The 21,851-nt window shown below is 59.8% G+C and carries 14 protein-coding genes; 10 read left to right on the forward strand and 4 right to left on the reverse strand.

Annotated elements, in window-relative coordinates:
* Position 1: 1 nt before the first annotated feature.
* From AC07N4_RS21970 to AC07N4_RS21990, 5 genes are all read left to right on the forward strand, one after another.
* Positions 2–1,213 (forward strand): hypothetical protein, encoded by a 1,212-nt coding sequence (locus AC07N4_RS21970; RefSeq protein WP_493066046.1) that lies wholly within the window; start codon positions 2–4, stop codon positions 1,211–1,213.
* Positions 1,214–1,257: 44 nt separating this feature from the next.
* Positions 1,258–2,001 (forward strand): pilus assembly protein, encoded by a 744-nt coding sequence (locus tag AC07N4_RS21975; protein WP_102620799.1) that lies wholly within the window; start codon positions 1,258–1,260, stop codon positions 1,999–2,001.
* Between the two features lie 14 nt (positions 2,002–2,015).
* Positions 2,016–2,516 carry a CS1 type fimbrial major subunit gene (locus AC07N4_RS21980; RefSeq protein ID WP_102620798.1) on the forward strand — a complete coding sequence of 167 codons (501 nt, stop codon included), beginning with the start codon at positions 2,016–2,018 and terminating at the stop codon, positions 2,514–2,516.
* A 111-nt stretch (positions 2,517–2,627) separates the two neighbouring features.
* Positions 2,628–3,131 carry a CS1 type fimbrial major subunit gene (locus AC07N4_RS21985; RefSeq protein WP_102620797.1) on the forward strand — a complete coding sequence of 168 codons (504 nt, stop codon included), beginning with the start codon at positions 2,628–2,630 and terminating at the stop codon, positions 3,129–3,131.
* A gap of 137 nt (positions 3,132–3,268) precedes the next feature.
* Positions 3,269–4,429 carry a hypothetical protein gene (locus AC07N4_RS21990; protein ID WP_256580615.1) on the forward strand — a complete coding sequence of 387 codons (1,161 nt, stop codon included), beginning with the start codon at positions 3,269–3,271 and terminating at the stop codon, positions 4,427–4,429.
* Positions 4,430–4,481: 52 nt separating this feature from the next.
* On the opposite strand, the gene AC07N4_RS21995 is transcribed toward AC07N4_RS21990, so the two are convergent.
* Both AC07N4_RS21995 and AC07N4_RS22000 read right to left on the reverse strand, forming a co-directional pair.
* The gene (locus AC07N4_RS21995; protein WP_493066045.1) at positions 4,482–9,506 is read right to left on the reverse strand and encodes an NEL-type E3 ubiquitin ligase domain-containing protein; all 5,025 of its coding nucleotides are present in this window, start codon (positions 9,504–9,506) and stop codon (positions 4,482–4,484) included.
* A gap of 150 nt (positions 9,507–9,656) precedes the next feature.
* The gene (locus tag AC07N4_RS22000; protein WP_493066044.1) at positions 9,657–12,800 is read right to left on the reverse strand and encodes a transglycosylase domain-containing protein; all 3,144 of its coding nucleotides are present in this window, start codon (positions 12,798–12,800) and stop codon (positions 9,657–9,659) included.
* A gap of 497 nt (positions 12,801–13,297) precedes the next feature.
* On the opposite strand from AC07N4_RS22000, the gene AC07N4_RS22005 reads away from it, so the two are divergent.
* The 3 genes from AC07N4_RS22005 (at position 13,298) to AC07N4_RS22015 (ending at position 16,877) form a co-directional block, all read left to right on the forward strand.
* Positions 13,298–14,719 (forward strand): amino acid permease, encoded by a 1,422-nt coding sequence (locus tag AC07N4_RS22005; protein WP_102620793.1) that lies wholly within the window; start codon positions 13,298–13,300, stop codon positions 14,717–14,719.
* A gap of 170 nt (positions 14,720–14,889) precedes the next feature.
* A complete protein-coding gene (locus AC07N4_RS22010) occupies positions 14,890–16,395 on the forward strand; it encodes a glucosyltransferase domain-containing protein (RefSeq protein WP_493066043.1) in 1,506 nt (501 codons plus the stop codon).
* 107 nt (positions 16,396–16,502) lie between these two features.
* Complete coding sequence (locus AC07N4_RS22015; RefSeq protein ID WP_493066042.1) at positions 16,503–16,877, forward strand: GtrA family protein; 375 nt, start codon at positions 16,503–16,505, stop codon at positions 16,875–16,877.
* Positions 16,878–16,915: 38 nt separating this feature from the next.
* On the opposite strand, the gene AC07N4_RS22020 is transcribed toward AC07N4_RS22015, so the two are convergent.
* Together AC07N4_RS22020 and AC07N4_RS22025 are read right to left on the reverse strand one after the other, a co-directional pair.
* On the reverse strand, positions 16,916–18,535 hold the full coding sequence (locus AC07N4_RS22020; RefSeq protein WP_493066041.1) for an FMN-binding glutamate synthase family protein: 1,620 nt from the start codon (positions 18,533–18,535) through the stop codon (positions 16,916–16,918).
* A gap of 36 nt (positions 18,536–18,571) precedes the next feature.
* Positions 18,572–19,372, reverse strand: a complete 801-nt coding sequence (locus AC07N4_RS22025) for a helix-turn-helix transcriptional regulator (protein ID WP_102620791.1) — start codon at positions 19,370–19,372, stop codon at positions 18,572–18,574.
* A 125-nt stretch (positions 19,373–19,497) separates the two neighbouring features.
* On the opposite strand from AC07N4_RS22025, the gene AC07N4_RS22030 reads away from it, so the two are divergent.
* Positions 19,498–20,313: a carbon-nitrogen hydrolase family protein gene (locus AC07N4_RS22030; protein ID WP_493066040.1), complete on the forward strand. Its 816-nt coding sequence runs from the start codon at positions 19,498–19,500 to the stop codon at positions 20,311–20,313.
* Between the two features lie 204 nt (positions 20,314–20,517).
* Positions 20,518–21,843, forward strand: coding sequence for an APC family permease (locus tag AC07N4_RS22035; RefSeq protein ID WP_493066039.1), 1,326 nt, complete (start codon positions 20,518–20,520; stop codon positions 21,841–21,843).
* Positions 21,844–21,851: the final 8 nt, after the last annotated feature.

The raw sequence follows: 21,851 nt of genomic DNA on the forward strand, positions 1-21,851 counted from the left end.
CATGAAAAGATCTCCGTACTGGCTGGGCCTGCTGGCAGCGCTGAGCCTGCCATCGGCCGAGGCGGTCAATCAGGAAATCCGGGCGCTGTTCCAGCCCGATTCCTCGCAGCCGAACAAAAATGTGTTCGTCAACAAAACACCGAACAGCGGTTATTGCGCGACTTATCCCGGTCAGTGCTCCGTGAGCAATATGTTCAGCATTCAGATTCCGGTGCGGTTCGAATCCACACGCGCCATTGCGCCTGGCGATGGTTTGGGAGTGAGGGCACCGGCCAATTGGCGGCGGTTGATGGTCACGAACCGGGACACACAGGAAACCGAAACCGTTGAAGTGCGAATCATCGGTATAGGGTCCAACTTTATCCTGAGCGATTCGGCTGCCAATCTGGTGGGGGTGACAAACATCCTTGAAGGGCATCAGAGACTCTGGACCAGCAGCAGTTGGGTCTATGTTCCGTCACCCTGTGCATACAGTGGCGTAGGTGCCTATTCCCCTGCGGCCTACAGGTTTTTCTGGAAGGCACCCGTAGAGGCCGCGTGTACCAAAGTGGCCGCCTACCGAATCCCGTCGATGTCCTTCGACACCCTCGATTTTGCCTATGAGTTGCGTACACCCAATCCTCTGGGCATGTCCTCCGGGCTGTACACCGGATCGCTGTCCTACACACTCGGTCCCACCGGCGACTTCCAGATGGGGTCGATGATGGTGCCGGATGACGGCAATCTGACCCTGGACTTCGTACTGGACGTGCAACACACGCTGAAAGTCGATCTTCCGCCCGGTGGAAACAAGATTGCGCTGGAGCCCGCCGGAGGCTGGCAACGCTGGATCGACAGCGGTCGCCGGCCGACAGAGATCTTTCGTGATCAGCCGTTTTTCCTGTCCTCGTCTTCGCGATTCAAGGTGATGCTGCAATGCAGCTCTCTGGGGGGGGCGGACTGCGACATTGGCAATAACCAGGTGGGTTACTCCAAGTTTCAGGTCCGGCTCACGGTACCGCCGGGCATCGTGGGACCCGGAAATCAAGACGGTTGGTCCAGCACTCTAAGCCACAACACGTGGATTGGCCCGTTCGAACCCAGCCGGTACATCGACCGCAAACAGGGAATGCTGCGCTTCTTCATTTCCCCCCGATTCATGGATTTTCTCAGGCCCGGCATGAACGGCACGCTGACGGGCAACGCCACGATCATTTTCGATTCGGAAGTATGACTGCCCGACACGCGGCCATTCCGGTTTCTCATGAGGTTGAAACGATGACACGACTGTTTTTTCTGTTGCTGTGTGCGATGTTCTGGACGACGGCCAACGCCGGGCCGCAGATCAATGTGGGGACGGTGTACGACTACCTGGACGGCGAGAAGAGCACCTACCTGAAACGGGTGTTCAACAGCGGCGACAGCACCGCATTCGTCAAGGTCAACGTGCTGGAGATCGTTTACGGCAGCGACGGTCAGCCCAAGGAAATCCCGGTCACCAATGCCGCTGATGGTGCGTCGCGCAACGGCCTGATGGCCAGCCCGGCACGGCTGATCATCCCGGCCCAGGGCATGCAGGGTACGCGCTTGCTGTACATGGGCGAGCGCGATCGCGAGCGCTATTTCCGGGTGCGATTCGTGCCGGTGGTACCGGAGAAGGAGGACGACTTCGTGATCTCCAGCGAGGAGCGCGAAGACTACAAGAAGACGCTGTCGGCCGGCGTCAATGTGATGACCGGATTCGGCACGGTGTTTTTCGTGCGCCCGAAAGATGCCCGCTACGACACCGTCCTCAATGACACCGGTAGTCGGTATGAAGTGCGCAACAACGGCAACACGGTGGTGGTGGTCGACGAGTTCAAGAGCTGCTCGCTGGACAAGGAAACCGATTGCGGTGCGACCGTCAAACACCACGTCATGGCCGGCCGTACGTTCGGTTTCGATAAGGAAAAAGGCCGCGAATACCGCTTCAAGCTCGTCGAAGGCGAGCGCAGGCAGGATCTCAAGGTCGTCAGCCGCTGAATACGGATAACCCGATGAACAGACATTTTATGGCCGCCACACTGGCAGCAATCAGCGCATTGTCTTGCACCACGGCGTGGGCGGCCCGGGAAACGCTGCAGTTCGAAGTCACGCTGACGATCCCCAGCCGATCGTTCTACATCCTGCCGTCGGAACCAGGCTGGATTCATCGGCCACAGGTTCTGCTCTGGAACTACCCGGACTCAACACTTGGCGGCTTCAGCAAGAACTTCGATGTGCGGCATGACACCAGTGCCATCGAGGCTCGCCTGGAAAGTGCGCCGTACCTGTCCAATGGCAGGCCTGGTGAAAACATCGACCTGCGCGTGCGCTTCAACAATGTAGAGCTGAGTGCCGATCCGGCATTTCGTCAGGTGCTGTCAAAAGAGGAGGCCGTGACAGGCAAACGTGTTCCGCTGGAGATAGACCCGATCACACCGGTGGGCGGTTACAAGGCCGGCGAATACGTCGGCAACGTCCTGGTGCTGTTCAACGCCAGGGCCCCAGGCGAATAAGTGGTGACGACCGGCGTCCGTTCTTCGTTTACGGAACATGAAAGGTCGCAGTCAACACCTGCCACAAAGCCCCCAGGGAGGCGGCTTTTTATCGATGCAAAGGGAAGTGACATGATCAAGCAAGCGGTCATTGCCGTGTCCGTGGGCGTTTCGACGCCGATGTCCGGAGGCGTTTTCGCGGCGCAGGAGAAACACATCTTTGAAGTCTCGGTGGACATTCCGACCCTGGAATTTTATGTGATACCCAGCGAATCGGACTGGATCCACCATCAGCAGACGCTGCCCTGGGACCTGAGGACGTCCACCCTCGGTGGTCTGCGCAAGAACTTCGATGTACGCACCGACAGCAGCGCCATCGAAGCCCGTCTCGAAAGTTTCGCCATTCTTTCCAGCGGCCAGGACTCGCGGGATGACATCAGCCTGCGCGTCACCTTCAACGGCGTCGAACTGAACCACAACCCGGTACCGCGTCAGGTCGTGTCCCGCGAGGAGGCGGTGGCGGGCAAGCGGGTGAGCCTTGAAATCGAACCCCGTGTGCACCCGGACGGGTATACGCCGGGAGACTACTACGGCAGCGTCAACATCATTTTCAACGTGGCGGCCCCGGCGGGTTGAACGCTTGAAACACAGCAGACCGATTGCTGAGCAAGGAGTTGGTAATGGTTTCAGGGTTGCGAAAGATCCACAGATTCAATCAGGCAATTGGGTGGGGCGGGGTATGCGGGTGGTTGCTGTCGAGCGCCGCGTACGGAGTGTCTCAGGAAATCCGTGCGGTCTACATTCCCGATCCGGCCAATCCACAGACCAACACCTTCATCAACCAGACACCCCAGAGCGGCTACTGCGGCACTTATCCAAACGATTGCAAACCCATGTCGGGTGTTCGCCTGCCACTGCGTTTCGCTTCAATACGAGCGATCGAACCGGGTGCGTCCGAGCGTAACGGCGCGATGTTCAAGATGCCGGCGCAATGGCGCAGCCTGGTGGTCACCAATGTGTTCACCGGTGAATCGGCAACGGTGGAAATGCGCATCGGCGGATTTGGTTCCCAGTATGTGCTGAGCGACACAGCGGCCAGCCTGACGGGCGAAACCGATGATCAGCAGGCGCATTTCAAACTCTGGGGAACCAGTTGGGGATTTGCGCCGTTACCTTGCCGCGCCGGAGCGATGTCATCGTACGGGCCGGACTTCTATCGCTTCTTCTGGAAAACACCTGCCGAAGGGACGTGCGCCAAACAGACGGCATTCATGATTCCGTGGATGTCGTACGGTTATCTGGACGTGGCCTATGAACTGCGTACGCCGAATCCGCTGCAGATGTCGGCCGGCCTGTACACAGGCGCATTGACCTATGGCGTCGGCCCCGGGATGGACATGGACACTGGCGACAATCTGTTGCCGGACAATTCGGCCGTGACCTTCAGGTTCGTGCTGGATGTGCAGCATGTGCTCAAGGTCGACATTCCCCCCGGCGGTAACAAGGTCGTACTGGTACCGCAAGGCGGCTGGCAGGCCTGGCTGCAACAGGGGCGCAAACCGGTACGATTGTTCCGCGATCAGACCTTCAACATTTCGTCGTCGTCGCGATTCAAGATGTTTGTCGAATGCCAGTACGGCGGTGTGCAGTCCTGTGGGCTACGGGATGCCGAGGGGGGCGTGACCGATGCGCAAGTGTTCGTGAGTGTCAGCCTGCCCGACAGCATCACCGACAGCGCGGGCCAGCCTGTGCGTCGTCGGCCGTTGACGTCCAGCCCCGATGCCCCGGGATTTCAGCCGGGCCGGTTTCTGGAACGGGCAGCGGGCACGTTGCATTTCGAAATACCCAGGGACTACGTCGAGCAGATGCTGCAGCCCGGCCAGGCCAGGCGGTACGCCGGTAATGTCACGGTGATCTGGGATTCAGAGGTCTGACGCCCACCCTGAAGGCAACCGGTCCGGTTGCCTTCAGGTGACTCCGGTCGGGTCAGATCCTTGCGCGGGCCATGGCCTCGCGAGTCAGTCTTCGTTTCAACGCTTTCTCCTGCCGGCCAATGTCTAAAAGCAACTCGTCGTAAGTTTTCTGGCTCATTTCTTCCGGCGTGAAGACCGCTGCGTCCGGTATGGAGAGTTTGCGCGCCAGTTCGGCGAGTGCCCGCCTGAGTGGCGGTGAACGATCAGCGGATTCGACCCAACTCGCCTGGGCTGCCCGCAAATCGATCAGCAGATCGGCCTTTTCCTGATGCGCACGAGTGTTGGCTTCGATTTCTCCCGGCCAGGTCTCACGCAGATACTGATCCCAGAAGGGTTGGTCGAGCATCTGGTCGATCAGACCGTCACCGGCTTCATCATCGACAATGCTGTCGTAGGCGTCATCAATGGTTTCATCGCTGACCCCGGCAACCTGACGGAATTTCATGGCCTCGGACTGCCAGGGCAGTTCAAGGCGTCTGGCCAGGCCTGTTTCATAGGCCAGATGGACTTCAACCTCGTCCGGTTCGCCTTCTCGGGACGCGATATCGGCTCGGGCGATCTCGTTCACCTGCTTGAGTCGTGCAGCGCCTTTGGCCAGTGTCGCCAATCGGCGTTCAAGCTCCTCGGGAGAGCTGGAAAAGGTGCGTGCCTCCGACTCCAGTACGCGTATTCCCATGCTGTTGAACAACTGGGCCCCGGCATCTTCGCAACCTTCGGGATCGGTGGACATCAGGAACAGCTCTTCGCGCAACCGGGTGTCGATGTCCATGGCGTCGACCATTCGCCAGACACGGTCGGTCAACTGATCCAGCGCCTCGCCACCCTGTTGGTAGTCGGCAGAACGGGTCAGCTTGTGCAGAACTTTGAAAAAACCATCGGAACCAGGCTCGCTTGCCAGTTCGTGCCACGCTTCTGGACGAAGAGCCCCGATGCCGGGCGTTTCATCAGCCAGTTCGGTGTCCACGGAAACCGGCCATTGCTCCAGCAAATCTTCAGCAATGGTCGCGTAGCTTTGCGAAGGGCGCATACCCACTGACCTTCGATATTGCTCGTAGGTGGATCGGGCTCGTCTGGTGAGTTGATCCAGATGGACGCGAGTACGGGCGATCAGTCGTGCTTCATTGGAACCGGGCGCCACTTCGGGGATGTACCTGAGCGGATTGTTGCCCAGATCGAGAAAGAATCCTCGGGAGCGGGAAACATCGAACAGGCCCAGCGGCCAGGCGTCGATCTGCGTATTGATCAGGCTCAGGATCCGCAACCTTGGCATGCGCCCGACCGACAGGGGCATGCTGACGGGATTGTTGTCCAGCCTCAGGACTTCCAGGCGTGTCAGCGTGTTCAATTGCTGCGCATTGGCGGGTGTCAGTTGCAGCTGGTTGTCGTTCAGACGCAGGGTTTCCAGACGCTGCATCTGACCGATACTGGCCGGCAGGGTCTTGAGACCGCAGCGTCTGGCGCTCAGTTGTCGCAACTGAGGGAAATCCTTCAACAGCCCGTTCGAGGCCGAAGAGAACCCCTGACCGTCCAGGTTCAGTGTCGTGACCTGATCGAGCCAGGGTTTGAGGCCTTCGGGCAACTGCCTCCACCAATCCTGAAGGTCATGGGGCAGCATCTCTTTCGACAGGTCCAGCGCGTACCCGCTCTCAAGGCTGGTGCTGCGCTCCTGGAACACCTCGGATCTGCGTTCGAAACACTCCAGAAGACGGTCGGCGATAAAGCGTCCTCCCTTGTGTTGATATGCCCAATAGGTTTGCGGCACCCCCATGCTCTCGTAGTCAACCGGCGCACTCTCTGCCCGGAGTTTATGTTCCCAGGATTTTAGTATTTCCTTCAAAGCTTTGAGTTCACGTTCCAGCCGTTCGACTTTCCAGTGCGCATCGCCGGTGCCGTGCAACGACCGGGTGAACGCCGTCACTTCTGTTTCGCTGAAATGCGGGTAGAGATTTCCGACTTTCTCTTCCACGGTCAGCGGCCCCTTGGATAGCCTCGGGCCGCGCAACAGCAGTTCCGTTTCCAGCGGGACGAATGGGTGGACGGAGGGGCGGGCCAGCAATGTCCTGCGTTCGGCCGGCGTCTCGCTCATGAGCATCACCCATTGCCTGAACATTCGCCCTTCACCGATGCGATAGCCAAGGGCCGTGCGCTTGGCTGAGGGCAAGGCTGACAGTACGGCGTCGTAGAAGCCGGCAGCCTCGTGCAGTCTGTTGTGAGCTGCGTCATGCACCTCATAGCGGCCGTGTTCGTCCCTGATCAGCCTGCGCACCGTGGTGGCAGCATTAGGGCCCGCGCTGCAGCGCAGCTGGCCGTCGTCCGTGCCTTCGCGCACCTCGATGCGCCAGTCCTGGTAAGTGTCGGTGTGGATCTTCAAGGCATTCAGGGCGAGGCGTTCGGTGTCGGGTATCAGCAGTGCCGGATCATGCACGCCCTCATTGGCCCGGGTCGCCAGAACCTCGAATTCGATTTCGCGAGCCTGACTCTTCAGGCGCAGCGGGAGGCGTTGCTGGTCGGTCATGATGCTGTGTTCGGCAGCTGTCGCCTCGCCTGCCACCGATTCGGCAAGCCGTGCAGGCAACCGCGGAAAGTGGCGCTGGATCAACTGGGCCCCGGTATCGGGCGTGCGATTCTTGAAGTTGTACTGATAGTCGAAAATCTCCATTCGCCGGGTAACCGCGAGTTCGGCCAACTGGTTGCGCAACACTTGCACCCGTTCGGCCTTCGGGTAGTTCCCGCCGAGCAGGGATTGCATGTCGACGTCGTCGAGAAAGTCCACCAGCCGCTCAGGGAGTTTGTTGGCCATTACATCGGCAATGCCGATGGACAGTGTCTGACCGTCAGAAGCCTGGGGATTGCCGTATTGCCTGTAAGCACCGGTCAGATCGTTGTTTTGCCAGACCTTCAGGGCCTTGTCGGCAGGCCAGCCCGGCATGTCAGGGACTATCCGGTCGAACCAGTGCGATTCTGGATAGAGCGGCTGTCCGGTACGAATGAGTTCGCCGACATTTTTGGCTTCCTGCCAGGTCTTGAAGCGGGTGAGCGTATCGTCCAGTAACGGCGGTGGCGGGGTGTTTTCCACATGCATCCGGCGCAGCGAGTCGAACGGCGTGCCACTGATGCGGCGTATTCGTTCCAGCTCGGCGTCACTCAAACCGTCGACCGGGTGACCCATTCGGCGCATCAGGCGTGTGCCTTCCCACTCATGGGGGGACTCGGCCTCGTGAGTCCAGGCCCCCCGGCCGTTGTGCTGCAGTCGTGGTGAATAAGCCTGCGGTCGGGAAGGGTGCTCGACACGATAGTGACCACTGTTGCGATCGAGCCTGACCGCATAGTGCCTGCCCTCCAGCGGCAGTACAGACTTGCCGGCGTGTTGGTGCAGACCCAGGGCATCCGGTCTGGAGCCAACCGGAAGCGTCAGTTGCGACTGCTCGTACGGTTTGAGATCCGGGTGCCACAAGCGCGTGCTGCCATCGAACGAACGCACCGCTTTCATGTTTTCAATCAAGGGAGACAGCTTCAGCAGCAACGGCTTGGCGATCAGGGCGCCACTGGCGAAAGCCGCCAGTTGAAGAACATCGTTGACCACCCCCACCACATGCTCCGCGGCTTCTTCCCAATGGGCCAGCGTCAGATCCACCACACCTTCGATGACTTCATTGGTCAATTGCCAGGCGGTGTAGCCAAGCATTGCAAGGCCGACGACAGGCACAAAGGGCGCAGCCACCATCACCGCCACGTTCAGGATGTCCTGGACAATCTTGAAGACGTTCGCCCACCAGTCTGCGCGCGCGCTCTTGTCCGCATCGGCGGTAGGCACGGCAATGTTGCGTGCATCGTTGAGGATCTTGTCGAGCTGCCGCTGATAGAGAGATTCCCACAATGGCCCGGTGATGGCTGTCGCGCCGTATTGCAGGTTCGGGTTGCTGATCGGTGTTTCGCGCCAGGACGGACGCGAGTCTCCACGTTCGTGTGGATACCAATTCACATGCGTCAGACGCTGTTTGAGATCGGCGAAGAAGTGCCCGCGTTCATGGTGATCGACGAACTGGCTGAAGAACTGCCAGTAATTGCCACCGGTGGAGGCCAGGGTTTCGTTCTTCTGCAACTGACGGGTCAGTTCCTTGAGAAAGGCGAGGTGGGAGTCGTATTCCTTCAACGGATGTTCGGGATCGTGCGGGACGTAGACGATGACTCGCGAGGAATGCAGCGGCTGAGCGGGCTCGGGACGCAGGATCAGGATACCGGTCAGCTTCAGATCCATGATGTTCAGCTCGCAGGCTTGCATCGATTGTTGGCCAAGCTTGAGTGCCACGCGACCATCGAGCAGGGCGCGAATCAGTTGAAAACCTTCGCGGCTGATCTCTTTTTTCGCCAACGCCATGTGCGCGGCGGCCTGCAGCGTGGCCTTGTGACTCTGCACAACCCGTGACTGCACATAACTGCGCGCCACCGGCTCGTCGTTCAACAGCATTTCCTGCAGGTGCGCTTGATAGAGTTTGCCGATATCCAGTTCCCGACACAGCGTCTGGAACTGGGCAACGGTCATCAGTCGATCAAGTGGCGAAATATCGTACTGATCATCCACATGTTCTCTTTTGACGAGAAACGCGGAATTCGATGCGTAAGTTTCGTTATAGGAAAAGTTATTCAACGCGGCTTCGAGCAATGACACTTTTCTTGTAGTTGAACCCCCTAATGTCCCTATCACGTACCAAGGCGATGTGGCTTCGCGATACAGCATCAGAAACGTATTTCCGGTGTCGACATCAATGCCGGTTTTTTCCCGTAAACGGGCCTTGAGCAGCGGTTCGGCAAACGAGTGAATGTCTTTCAGTCGAGTCAGTGCCTTGTCGGCGCTGTTACGGGTTGCCCAGGCGTTTTTATTGACCCTGGCCAGTTGCGGCGTCATCCACGATTCACGACGAGGTTTGATCTTTCTCAACGCTTCGCCGTGTTGCGGCTGCATATCGATAAATACCGGATCGATCCGCGATTTGATTAATTCGTAATGTTGCCCTTTGTATTCAGTTGTTGCGGTCATGGGTACAGCCTTGAATAAGTCAGGAAGGTTCAGCCTAACGTTCAAGAGTGCAGAGAATTAGTTCAAAAGCCTGCTGTTCGAGTGCGAACCTGGCAGGCAAAACATTGAATATTGGAATGCATAAAATAATTAGTTATTGCCTCCACAACTTCAATCGGGGTTAAGCGATGGCAGGTTCATCAGGGCCACCTGGGGAACCTGCGGTGGCCGACATTGCGAATCACTGCCCGGTTGCAGATAGGGCATCAAAATCGGCGCCATGCCCTTGAGCACCTGCACTGGCAGGGCCGAGGTGAACTTGAAGTTCTCCGCCGAGCGTCCCGGAACGAACGCAGTGAGTGTGCCGAAATGGTGGTCGCCGATGTAGAACACGAAGGTCGCCGTACGGTTGATCGACTTGGAACTCAAAATGCGTCCGCCAGAACCGATGGCTTCGATACGGTTGTCGCCGGTGCCGGTTTTACCGCCCATGGTCAGCGGTGTTCCATCGTTCAGTTTGAAACTGCCGGAAACACGTTTGGCCGTCCCCGAGTCCACTACTTGCGACAGTGCCTCGCGCATTGCAGTGGCCACTTCCGACGGCATCACCCGTTTGCCGACATGAGGGTCGTTGACCAGTTTGGTTTCGTAAGGCGTGCCGGCAGCAAAATGCAGGCTGTCGATGCGCAGCGTCGGCATGCGCACACCGTCGTTGAGGATGGTGCCGATCAACTCGGCCAGCGCGGCGGGGCGGTCGCCGGAGCTGCCGATGGCGGTGGCCAGCGACGGCACCAGGTGATCGAACGGATAGCCGACTTTCTGCCAGCGCTGATGGATGTCGAGGAACGCCTCGATCTCCAGCATGGTGCGGATACGGCTGTCGCGGGCTCCCTTGTGCTTGCTCTTGAACAGCCAGCTGTAGACTTCCTGACGCTCGAACTGGCTGGCCTTGACGATCTGGCCCCAGGTAGCGTCCGGGTGATTGAGCAGGTAGCCGATCAGCCACAGGTCCAGCGGGTGGACCTTGGCGATGAAGCCTTGATCCGGCAAATCATAGGTGCCGGGACCGTAGGCGAGGTAGAGGCGTTCCAAGCGCTCGTCGGTGAGCTTTTCGGTGATTTTGACGCCCTTCAGGTGCGAGCGCACGAAGGTGTTGAAGTCTTCCTGACTGGCGTTGGGCAGCAGATAGCGGTGCACGGCGGCCATGCGGATCGGCGTCGGGCGCATGCTGTCGAGGAACGTATCGAGCCGGGCCTGGGTGTCCTTGTTCTTGTACTTCTTCCAGAACTTGAGCAGGAACGAGGTGCCTTCGCGGTCGGCGAACGAAGCGAGGTATTCCTGACGACGCGGGTCGCGGTCGTCCTTGAGCAATTCGGCGCTGTTGTTGGGGCCGGAATAGGTGGTGTAACGCACCAGATCGCGCATCAGGCGAATGAACGGCAGGTTGATCGACTCGCGCAGGGCATCGCGCAAGGTCGGCATGCGGCCGTTGTCTTCCTTGCGGAAGTTGTGGAACACGTGCAGGCCGCCACCGGTGAAAAACGCTTCGCCGGGGCTGGCGGAATATTTGCGGTCGAGGGCGGCGCCGAGCATTTTCGACAGATCGTGATCCTTGTTCTGGATCAGGTAATCGATCACCCACTGGGTCAGGCGATCCTGATCCGGCACGTCGACTTTCTTCAGTTCCGGCACGGTCATGGCGCCGTACTTGTCATGCAGTTCCGAGATGATTTGCAGGTAGGTGGTCAGCACCCGCATCTTCGCCGTGGAGCCCAGTTCCAGTTTGCTGCCCTCGTTGATGTCGAACGGCTGGTCGGTGCTGTCGGTCTGCACCCGCACTCGCGAACCGTCCGGAGTCAGCTCGAACAGGGTGAAGCTGTAGCGCACCTGAGTGGTGCTGGTGGGCGTCAGCAGGCGCTCGCCTATCAGCCCGACTTCGGTTGCATAGGCCGGGTCGGCGAGTTTTTTCAGGTAGGCGGTGGCCTGGGTTTGCAGCTCGCCTTGCAGGGTGCTGGTGGCCGAGAGGTCGAGGCGGTCGAGGTCGTACAGCGGACGATTGAGCATCGAGGCCAGACGGCTGCGCGCGACGCTGATGCCTTTGTTGGTCTCGATCGGCTGAATGGTCGGCTGGGTCTGCCAGTCGCGGTAGGTGACCTTGCTGGCCAGGGAAGCATCGGCCAGCGCCGCGTCGATCACACCGTTCTGCTTAAGCAGGCGCAAGTGGCTGTCGGTGAGATCGGCCAGTTCTTCGCGGCCCTTGGTCAGGTAATGCGAAGGGCGGCGTTGGGCGATCATCAGCGAGAGCATTTCGCGCAGGGCCAGGCCTTTGTCCGCCAGGGTCTTCGGATCAGTCGCAGTGCTTGCCAGTTTTGCGTTGGCTTCATTGAAGTCGGCGCCGTACCAGACCCGCAAACCCTCGGCCATGCCGTGGACTTCGCCATGCCCCGGCACCGCCGACAATGGCACGCTGTTGAGGTAGTCACGAATGATGTTGCGCCGGGCCGGCAAGGTATCCGGGCCGGCCTGGTAGGCGCGCACGCTGGCGGAAATCATCTGGCGGATTTTCTCGGCACCGTTCACCGTCAGTCCGTCGGGCGAGTGGCGATATTTTTCCAGTTGGGTGGCCAGGGTGCTGCCGCCCGCCGACTGCCCTGGCAAGTGCAAGAGTTTGGCGACTTGCGACCACGCGGCCATGCCGAAGCGCGGCCAGTCCACCGCCGGGTTGGCCATCGGCTGTTTGGGATCCAGCAGGAAGCGGTTTTCGATGAACAGCAGGCTGTTGACCACCACCGGCGGAATCGACTCGAAACTCGAATACAGCTGTTGCGGATAGTTGTACTGATACAGCGGCGCGGCGCGGCAATCGGTGATCGACAGCCCGGCCTGGATTTTCTCGGAGTAGGGCACGAACAGACCCTTGTCGGTATAGCCGAGCAGCGCTGGCGAGAAGCGCGTCTGTTCGGTGATCACATAATTGCGCTTGAGCAACCGAGGCAGAAATTCGTCCAGCGAGCTGTAGCCCAGACGCAGATCGAACGGCCCGTTGCCCGGATAACGAATGGCTTCGCTGGGCCCCGGTTGCAGTTCATAGGTCAGTCTGGCGGCGTACTGGCTGACCTCGCGGGATTGAAAGCGCGAGGTGCGCATTTCCTTGGTCGCGGCCAGGCCCACCACAATTGCAATGATCAACAGCAATAGCCAGAAAGCCTTCCACCCATGCCGATTACGACGGGGTTTCTCAGGTGCAGGCGCTTCATCCACACGTTCAGTCGGAACCACTTTTTCACTCGAATCGGTTTGCCACAAAGCGCCCATAGTCGATTGATCCATTCACGCAGATTGATCGGACTTGTCTGAAGCTTAGTCGGTGGTTGGCGCGGGTGAAAAAATTGTGAAGGGGCGAGCCTGAACAAATCTGCAAACCGGGCAGTCGCTTCGCAATGCTGGACTGCAAGCCCGACAGGGCCGGATTAGAGCAGTGCGCGGGTAAATACGACTTGGGTAGGGGCATGACGCTGCACCATTGCTGTGCAATACTCGGCGCCCATTTCGGCAGTGAATAATCCGGTTTTTTCAGGAGTGTTTATCTCGAAAGTCCGATGATTGGCGAATTATGTCGCTGAATATCGCGTCTTTTAGAGTGAAATTTCCTGCTGGAAGCTTTTTATACTGCCAGCCCGCTGATCCTCCAGGTCTGGCCCTGCAGGACGCATCTGCCCACGAGGCAGGCGCGGTGTCGGGAAGCCAAGGCCTATCGGCCGACGCTTCGACACACGGTGGTCTATCCAATAACAAGACGAGGATGTCCCCAAATGCCAACAGGCAATCACCTGCCTCATGGCGAGACCGCTCAAGGCGGCCCGCTCAAACGCGAACTCGGCGAACGGCACATTCGCCTGATGGCGCTCGGCGCCTGTATCGGTGTCGGTCTGTTTCTCGGTTCGGCCAAGGCCATCGAAATGGCCGGCCCGGCGATCATGCTGTCTTACATCATCGGTGGTCTGGCGATCCTGGTGATCATGCGCGCCCTCGGCGAGATGGCCGTGCACAACCCGGTCGCCGGCTCCTTCAGCCGTTACGCACAGGATTATCTCGGCCCGTTGGCGGGCTTTCTGACTGGCTGGAACTACTGGTTCCTGTGGCTGGTGACCTGCGTCGCGGAAATCACCGCGGTGGCGGTGTACATGGGCATCTGGTTCCCCGATGTGCCGCGCTGGATCTGGGCGCTGGCGGCGCTGATCAGCATGGGCTCGATCAACTTGATCGCGGTGAAGGCCTTCGGTGAGTTCGAGTTCTGGTTCGCCCTGATCAAGATCGTCACCATCATCGCCATGGTACTCGGCGGCATCGGTATCATCGCCTTCGGTTTCGGCAACGACGGCGTGGCGCTGGGGATTTCCAACCTGTGGGCCCACGGCGGCTTTATGCCCAACGGCGTGACGGGCGTGCTGATGTCCCTGCAAATGGTGATGTTCGCCTACCTCGGTGTGGAAATGATCGGCCTGACCGCCGGTGAAGCGAAGAACCCGCAGAAGACCATTCCCAATGCGATTGGCTCGGTGTTCTGGCGGATTCTGTTGTTCTACGTCGGCGCGCTGTTCGTGATCCTGTCGATCTACCCGTGGAATGAAATCGGCACTCAGGGCAGTCCGTTCGTGATGACCTTCGAGCGTCTGGGCATCAAGACCGCTGCCGGCATCATTAACTTCGTGGTGATCACCGCCGCACTGTCGTCGTGCAACGGCGGCATCTTCAGCACCGGGCGCATGCTCTACAGCCTGGCGCAGAACGGTCAGGCGCCGGCCGGTTTCGCCCGCACGTCGAGCAACGGCGTGCCGCGTCGGGCATTGCTGCTGTCGATTTTCGCCCTGCTGCTGGGTGTGTTGCTGAATTATCTGGTGCCGGAAAAAGTCTTCGTCTGGGTCACCTCGATCGCCACCTTCGGTGCGATCTGGACCTGGGTGATGATCCTGCTGGCTCAGCTGAAATTCCGCAAAGGCCTGAGCGCCAGCGAACGTGCCGGCCTGAAGTACAAGATGTGGCTGTTCCCGGTCAGTTCCTATCTGGCGCTGGCGTTCCTGGTGCTGGTGGTAGGTCTGATGGCGTACTTCCCGGACACTCGCGTGGCGCTGTATGTCGGCCCGGCGTTCCTGGTGCTGCTGACCGTGTTGTTCTACGTGTTCAAGCTGCAACCGAGCGATGCGTCCCGGGGCGCGGTGCGTTCGGCGTCGTAAAACGCCAGTGCTGAAACGCGAAAGCCCCGGTCGATTGGCCGGGGCTTTTTCGTTGGTGCAGGTTTAAAACCGCTGGTCTGAAAGACCGGTGAAAACGACTTCTGATCCTTTGTCATGTTCCAAGCTTTATCACTGTCGAAATCAGCACAGCAGTGAACAGAGGCACTGAAATGAGGATGAGCGATTTTCTCGTACGAGAACTCGGCCGCCGTCAGGTCGTGCTGTTTTTCCTGCTTGCCACGACGCTGTACATCCTGCCGCTGATCCTCGCCGACTTCCCCTACATCGACGACAACTGGCGCACCCTGGCTGCCGGCAATGTCTGGGCCGGGCAGGGGCGGTTGTTCATGGACTGGCTGTATCAGGCGCTGACGTTCACCGGCGCTGCGCCGAACATCTTTCCTTTGCCGTTGTTGCTCGCCACGGTGGCCATGTCATTGGCCCTTACTCGTCTGACCTTTCACTATTTCCCCGAACCGACCCTGGCCTGTTGCCTGGTGCCGTTGCCGCTCTGGTACAACCCGTTCCTGTTGCAGAACCTGTCCTATCAATACGACGGGGCCGGCATGGCCCTGAGTCTGGTCGCGGTGATTTATGCGATCACTTTTTGTGGTAATTCCAAAATACAGCGATGGCTGGTGCCGTCGGTGTTACTGGCGCTGGCGATCGGGTTGTATCAGGTCAGTCTCAATGTGTTTCTCGGGCTGTGTTGTGTGGAGTTGCTGAGGAATGTTCATCGGCGAGTGCCGTGGGCGGAGTTCTGGCGCCTGTCGGGATGGAGGCTGGCGCAACTGGTGCTGGCGGTGCTGATCTATGCGGTCACGGCCTATCCGTTCACGGAATCCGGGCGCACGGAGTTGCTCAACGGTAGCGCTGATCCGCTGTTGCAGATCGGCATCAATATCGGTCGGGTGATGGAGAAAGTTGCGCTGCTGTTTCACGGCGGCTACACGGCTGTATTCGTTGTGTTGGTGCTGTGTGCACTGTTCGGTGGTGTGCGGTTGGGACGGCAGATTCGCCTGCGCAATGAGCCCACCGCACAAGGTTTGCTCCTGAGCTTCATCTGCCTGCTGACGCTGCCGTTGATTGTGCTGCTGGTGCCGGGCATGACGCTGCTGTTTCGCGACTTCAACGAAGGCGCACGCACCCTGATGGGGTTCGGCGTGCTGCTGATCTTGCTGTTCTATCTGGCCTATGTCGGGTTGACGTCGCTGCACTCGCGGCTGCCCCTGTTGTTGGCCATTCCGCTTCTGGCAACGTTGTCGCTGTCCTTCGCTTACGGGCGGGTGCTGATGATGGAAAAAACCTTCGCCAATAGCGCCCTGTACAGCCTCAGCCAGGACATTTCCTCCCATCGCGAACTGCGCGAAGCCAAACGGATTTATATGTCAGTGACTTACTCCGACCGCTGGCTGGCGGGTGCAGAGGGCACCTTCAGGCAGCTGCCGGTGCTGCGCTACTTGCTGAACATCGACTACTTCATGCTCGCGGAAAACCTGCCGTCGGCCGGTATCACCAACGTGGTCGCGGAACGCGAACGGCGCAACGCCACCCGCGTCGGCTATCAGGGGTTTCCAGCGTTGGTGGATCGACTCTATTACCGCATCTACCTGATCGGAGATTACGGCTTCATCGTCATGAAAGAGCCGCCTCACGGCCGGTTGCTGCAATGGTGACCGTTGGTCAGAAACCACTACCGACCTGTAATTTCTGACAGTAGACCCCGCCCGCGCCTTGCCCTAGCGTGAAATCCCGCCTTGAACCGCAACAACAGGGATCTGCGATGAATGTCTTGTGGAAGGGATTTTCCGCGCCAATGATCATTGGCCTCGCCAGCATGCTGATCCACTGGCAGATCTTTTTCGTACTGATCACTGCCGCTGAGTTTGATCAATCGGCGAGCAACTTCGCGGCATTCTGTTTCGCCGCAGCGTTCTCGTTCTACATGAATGCGCTGTATACGTTCGAGCTTGAAACGCCCTTATGGGTGTACCTGGCGTTTATCGGTGTGATGAGCATCCTGAGTTACGGCGTCGGGTGGGTCGCCGATGCCCGCCATCTGCCGGGGTTGATGACGGTCGCGGTGTTTTCACTGGTGAATGCGCTTCTGGGGTACTGCTTTTTCCGCTTTGTGCTGTTTCGCGAACGTCATACCTGAGGGCGCCAGCCTGATCGGACTGGCGCCTCGGTCAATGACTAGGCGGCCGCTATTTCCTGCGGCTCAAAACTGTCCGCTCTAGCCATCTGCCACATCCGCGAATAGAACTCGCCGTTCACTTCCCCGGTGAGCAACTCCCCCGGTTTCAGGAACACGTGCAGCTGCGAGAACAGTTTGATCTCGGTCGCCGACATGCGCCGAACCAGATGCTTGGCCGACAGTTGCGATGGATGTTCGAGGCCGGCGGCGGCGAGCATTTCTGCCAGCGCCTTCAACGTATTGCGGTGGAAGTTGTAGACCCGCTGCGCCTTGTCCGGCACCACCAGCGCGCGCTGGCGCAGATTGTCCTGGGTGGCGACGCCGGTCGGGCATTTGTTGGTGTGGCAGCTTTGCGACTGGATGCAGCCGATGGCGAACATGAAGCCGCGCGCCGAGTTGGCCCAGTCGGCGCCGATGGCCAGGACGCTGGCGATGTCGAAGGCGCTGACGATCTTGCCGCTGGCGCCGAGTTTGATCTTGTCCCGCAGATTCAAGCCCACAAGCGTGTTGTGCACAAACAACAGACCTTCGCGCATCGGCACGCCGATGTGGTCGGTGAACTCCACCGGCGCGGCGCCAGTGCCGCCTTCCTTGCCGTCGACCACGATGAAGTCCGGCAGGATGCCGGTTTCCAGCATGGCCTTGGCGATGCCCATAAACTCCCACGGATGGCCGAGGCAGAACTTGAAGCCCACCGGTTTACCGCCGGACAGTTCACGCAATTGCTGGATGAAATGCATCATCTCGATCGGCGTGGAGAACGCGCTGTGGCGGGACGGTGAGATGCAGTCTTCGCCCATGGAAATGCCGCGGGTGTCGGCGATTTCCTGGGTCACCTTGTGCTTGGGCAGAATCCCGCCGTGGCCGGGTTTGGCGCCCTGGCTCATCTTGATTTCGATCATCCGCACTTGCGAGGTCTGCGCCTGGGCGGCGAAACGTTCCGGGTCGAAACGGCCGTCGCTGGTGCGGCAGCCGAAGTAGCCGCTGCCCAGTTCCCAGGTCAGGTCGCCGCCGTTTTCGCGGTGATACGGGCTGATGCTGCCTTCACCGGTGTCGTGGGCGAAGTTGCCGAGTTTCGCACCCTGGTTCAGCGCGCGGATCGCGTTGGCGCTGAGGGAGCCAAAACTCATGGCCGAAATGTTGAACACCGACGCCGAGTACGGCTGGGTGCATTGCGGGCCGCCAACGGTCACGCGAAAGCTGTTCGGGTCGCTCAACGGCGCCGGGCGCATCGAGTGACCGATGAACTCGAAACCGGACTGATACACATCGATCAGGGTGCCGAACGGTTTGTCGGCGCTTTCGTTCTTGGCCCGCGAGTACACCAGCGAACGCTGGGCGCGGGAGAAGGGCAGGGCATCGCTGTCGGATTCCAGCAGGTACTGGCGGATTTCCGGGCGAATACCCTCGACCAGATAGCGGATGTTGCCCAGGATCGGATAGTTGCGGCGTACCGCGTGGGGGCTCTGCATCAGGTCGAACAGACCGATCAGGCTCAGCACCCCGGTGACGGCGGTGATCGGCCACAACCAGTCATGGTCGAGAAAGGGCAGGCTGGCGAGGGTGAAAATCACGCAGACGGCAAAGAAGGCGTAGCGGCTCAGGAGTGACAGGCTCATACGGTTTCCTTGGTTCGGACGGTTTTTTTGCGGCAGTCAGGCGTTCTGCGCCTGCAGAAAGATCGAAAACAGCTCCGACTGGGACTTGATCCCCAGCTTGCTGTACATGTGTTTCTTATGGACTTTCACGGTTTCAACAGAGATTTCCAGCTTACGGGCGATTTCTTTACTGGAGCAACCGCTGAGCATCAAACGCCCGACATCCAGTTCCCGGGCGGTCAGTTGCGCGCCCTTGAGTTGCTGCACCGACGCTTCAAGCTGCACCCGCCAGTCCGGTTGCGCCGGCGACGGGGCGAGGGCGACGATTTCATTGATTTCGTAGGGCAGGCGCTGGCGCAACAGGCCAAGCACCCACGGCTGGATCAGCGACAGCAGGGCGATCTGCTCGCCGCTGAAGCGCTGCTTGCTGCCCAGTGACAGGCACAGCGTGCGGTCGCCTTCGAGCTGGCAATTGAACTGGATTTCGTCGGCCACCACATTCAGACGAAAGTATCGCTGGTAATACTCGGTCAGCTCGAAATGCTCCGGCGCGACCTCCGACAGGCGATACAACCCGGTGCGCGATTGCTCGCGACAGGCGATGTAGAACGGGTCGAGCAGGTACAACCCGCGCAGATAATCCTGGAACAACTGGTCGGGACTGCCGTCTTCGCCCGGGCATTCGGCGAACACCTGAGGGTGACGGTCGGCGCTGAACAGCAGCGCCACCCAGCTATCGAACGGGACGTACTGGTCGAGCAGGCGCACCAGTTGCGCCCAGAAATTCGGCTTGTCGAGGGCGTCGATCAACTGCCCGACGGCGCGGTGCCAGGTGATGTCGTCAAACGAAAGAGTCATGCCTCTACCCCTATCGGGTTACCCCGGCCGCGTAATTCCCTGGCCAGTCGAATGCGAAGCATACTGGCCCACAGACAGCCGCCGGGCAATCTTTCGGCGCCCGGCGCTCATAACAAGGACTCCCCATGAAAGTCGAACTCGCCCAACTGGCGGGCCGTGACAAAGACACGGCGTACAACCTCGAACGCGCCCTGGCGGCGATTGCCGCGTGCCCGGCCGACACGCAACTGATCGTGTTCCCCGAGACCCACCTGATGGGCTTTCCGACCGCTGACACCGTGGCGCAGATCGCCGAGCCGGTAGACGGCCCGACCGTCAGCGCGGTGCAGGCCGCGGCTCGCGAACGCAACATCGCCGTGGTGATCGGCATGGCCGAAAACGACAACGGCCGTTTCTACAACACCACGCTGCTGGTCACCCCCGAAGGCATCGCCCTCAAATACCGCAAGACCCACCTCTGGGCGTCGGATCGCGGTGTGTTCGAGGCCGGCGACCGTTACGCCACCTGCCTGTGGAACGGCGTGCGGGTCGGCCTGTTGATCTGCTACGACATCGAGTTCCCGGAATCGGCCCGCGCCCTGGCGCAACTGGGCGCCGAGTTGCTGATCGTCACCAACGGCAACATGGATCCGTACGGGCCGACTCACCGCACCGCGATCATGGCCCGGGCCCAGGAAAACCAGGCGTTTGCGCTGATGGTCAACCGTGTGGAAGCCGGGGATGACGGGTTGATGTTTGCCGGCGGCAGTGCGCTGGTGGATCCGCTGGGCACGGTGCTGTTCGAGGCCGGGCGTGAGGAAGGGCGGTTCGGCGTTGAACTGGATTTCGGCCAGTTGGAACTGGCGCGCAAGGATTACCGCTATCTGGATGATCAGCGGTTGAGGTTGCCGGGGGAGGTGGTTGAACACGCCTCGGGAGTACGAGAGCTGCTGATCCCTTGACCCGTTTTACCCGATCGTTCCCACGCTCTGCGTGGGAATGCAGCCCGGGACGCTCTGCGTCCCAAGAGCGGACGCAGAGCGTCCATTGAGGCATTCCCACGCGGACGGTTCGACGCCTCGACGTGGGAACGATCAGCAACACCCGAAACATTCGCCGAACTCGGCCTCTGCCATAAATCCAATAAAATCCGGAGTAAGTCGCCCATGGCTCGTTTGCAACGCACCCTTTCGCTGGGGTCGGTGGTGCTGTTCGGCATCGCCTACATGACGCCGATCATTGTCCTCGGCACGTTCGGCATCCTCGCCCAATCCACCGCCGGCATGGTGCCGGCCGCGTATCTGGCGGCACTGGTGGCGATGTTCTTCACCGCCATGAGTTACGGCCACATGGCCGCCGTGTTTCCGGTGGCCGGTTCGGCCTACAGCTATGTGCGCAAGGCCATCAGCCCGAAACTCGGTTTCATCGCCGGTTGGGCGGTGCTGCTCGATTACCTGTTTTTGCCGATGGCGATCTGGCTGATCGGCGCCGCGTACCTCGCTTCGGCCTTCCCGTCGATCCCGCAGTGGATCTGGGTGCTGGCGTTCATCGGCATCACCAGCGCGATCAACATCATCGGCCTGAAACTGGCCAACGGCATCAACGCCTTGCTGATGCTGGTGCAGTTCCTGGTGCTGGTCGCTTTCGTCGCCCTGTGCGTGCATTACATCGGCGGTGATGCCAGCACACCGCTGTGGTCGATCAAACCGTTCTTCAACGGCGACATGCAGATGCCGCTGATCATGAGTGGCGCGGCCATCGCCTGCTACTCGTTCCTCGGTTTCGATGCGGTCAGCACCCTCACCGAAGAAACCCGCGACCCGCGCCGCACCATCCCTCGGGCAATCATGTTGATCACTCTGATCGGCGGGCTGATTTTCGTCGGTGTGTCGTACTTCGTGCAGATCGCGCATCCATCGTTCCAGTTCGACAACGTCGACTCGGCGGCCTACGAAATTGCACGCAACATTGGTGGTGACCTGTTCGTCTCGATCTTCCTGATCGGCCTGATTGTCGGTCAGTTCGCCTCGGGTCTGTCCGCCCAGGCCAGTGGTTCGCGGCTGCTGTTCGCGATGGGCCGTGACGGTGTGTTGCCCAAGTCGTTCTTCGGCACCTTGCACGAGCGCTTCGGCACGCCGGTCAACAGCATCCTGCTCTGCGCGGTGGTGGCGTTGCTGGCGCTGAAACTCGATGTGACCACCTCGACCTCGTTCATCAACTTCGGCGCGTTCCTGGCCTTCAGTCTGGTCAACCTGTCGGTGATCTTCCATTACTGGATTGGCGGCGAGAAAAAAGGCCTGCGCGAGCTGGTGCTGTTTCTGGTCTTCCCGTTCATCGGTCTGGTCGCGGACTTGTGGCTGATGGTCAGCCTCGATCACCTGGCGGTGTATCTGGGCCTGAGCTGGCTGGCGATTGGCGTGGTGTATCTGGCGGTGCTGACCGGCGGATTCCGTCGCCAGCCACCGGAAATGGATTTCCAGGAAGCGACCTGAACTGACCT

The sequence above is a fragment of the Pseudomonas sp. GW821-FHT09E04 genome, from assembly GCF_059416185.1.